Genomic DNA, 1,129 nt, shown 5'->3' on the forward strand with positions numbered 1-1,129 from the left:
GTAGCAACTGTTAGCACGGAAGTGGTTTGAACCGGTAGTTTCGATCCTCTTTGACCATGCTGTTGAGCCGGGTGAGCAGGCGTCTGGCGAGGGCGATGATGACCACTTTGAACGGTTTCCCGGCTTCCTGCATTCGGGCACGTTCGGCTATCATTTCAGGGTCCTTCCGGCTGGCGATGAAGGCGGCGATATAGAGCGCGGACTTCACTTCCTTCCGACCACCCCATATCCGCCGTTTCCCGCGCATATACCCTGAGTCATGGGCATGTGGGGCGAGACCCGCAAGGCTCGCAATCTGTCGCCTGTTCGCATGTCCCAGTTCCGGCAGTTTGCCGATCAGGACAGCTGAGACGATCTTGCCGATACCGGGAGCGGTCTGAAGCTGGGCGTCCAACCGTGTCAGGTTGTCATTGGCTTTGATCTCACTGGCGATCTCGGCTTCCACCTTCAGAACCCGGCGTTCCAGCACGGCCAGAAGGCTTTTGATGTCGGCTCGGATCCAGGCGTCTGAGGTCTGTTGCAGACGGGTCTTCTCCTTCTTTACATGCGCTTTGAGCGCGTCACGACGGGCATTCAGCGCCGCAAGTCGCGTGCGCGCGGGGCAAGCAGGTTCATCGGCTTTCAGCTCAAGAGCCGCGCCCATGGCCGCCAGTGTCCGCGCATCCGTCCGGTCCGTCTTGGCGAGCTTTCCGGTGGCTCTTGCAAACTCCCGGGCATGACGTGGGTTCACGCGGACATACCGCGTCCCGGCGGCTTCGAGCGCAGCGATGAGGGGCCGCTCATATCCGCCGGACGCTTCGGCCACGACCAGCTTATCAGACTGAGCTTTTGCAAATGCTGTCAGATCACATGTCCGGATGCGCCGACCGATACCCGTCTCCGGGTCGAACACGTCAATCCAGTCTTTCGCCACATCGACGCCAATGTAGTTTTCTGCCATTATCTCAATTCCTATCCTTGTCCTGCGGGACCGGGCGCGCCAACGCCCCTCCCATTCAACTGTGCAGGTGAGATTGGGGTTTGGAAGGCAGGTGAGTCCGAGCTACAGCACGGCCCATCGAAAGATGGCCAAGGGTGCACACGGACCTCACCTGCCGATCCCAGAATAGCAGATTTCGCTAAGACAAGG

1 protein-coding gene is annotated in these 1,129 nt (G+C 59.6%); it reads right to left on the minus strand.

Annotated features, from left to right (window positions below; translation table 11 throughout):
• Positions 1 to 10: 10 nt before the first annotated feature.
• Positions 11 to 940 carry an IS110 family transposase gene (locus ACFQDM_RS15920; RefSeq protein ID WP_273280354.1) on the minus strand — a complete coding sequence of 310 codons (930 nt, stop codon included), beginning with the start codon at positions 938 to 940 and terminating at the stop codon, positions 11 to 13.
• Positions 941 to 1,129: the final 189 nt, after the last annotated feature.

Source organism: Ponticaulis profundi, assembly GCF_042659465.1.
GTDB classification, from domain to species: Bacteria; Pseudomonadota; Alphaproteobacteria; order Caulobacterales; family Hyphomonadaceae; genus Ponticaulis; species Ponticaulis profundi.

Coding starts and splice junctions, on each gene's coding strand:
- ACFQDM_RS15920 (WP_273280354.1), bottom strand. CDS start 940: ATGGCAGAAAACTACATTGGCGTCGATGTGGCGAAAGACTGGATTGAC.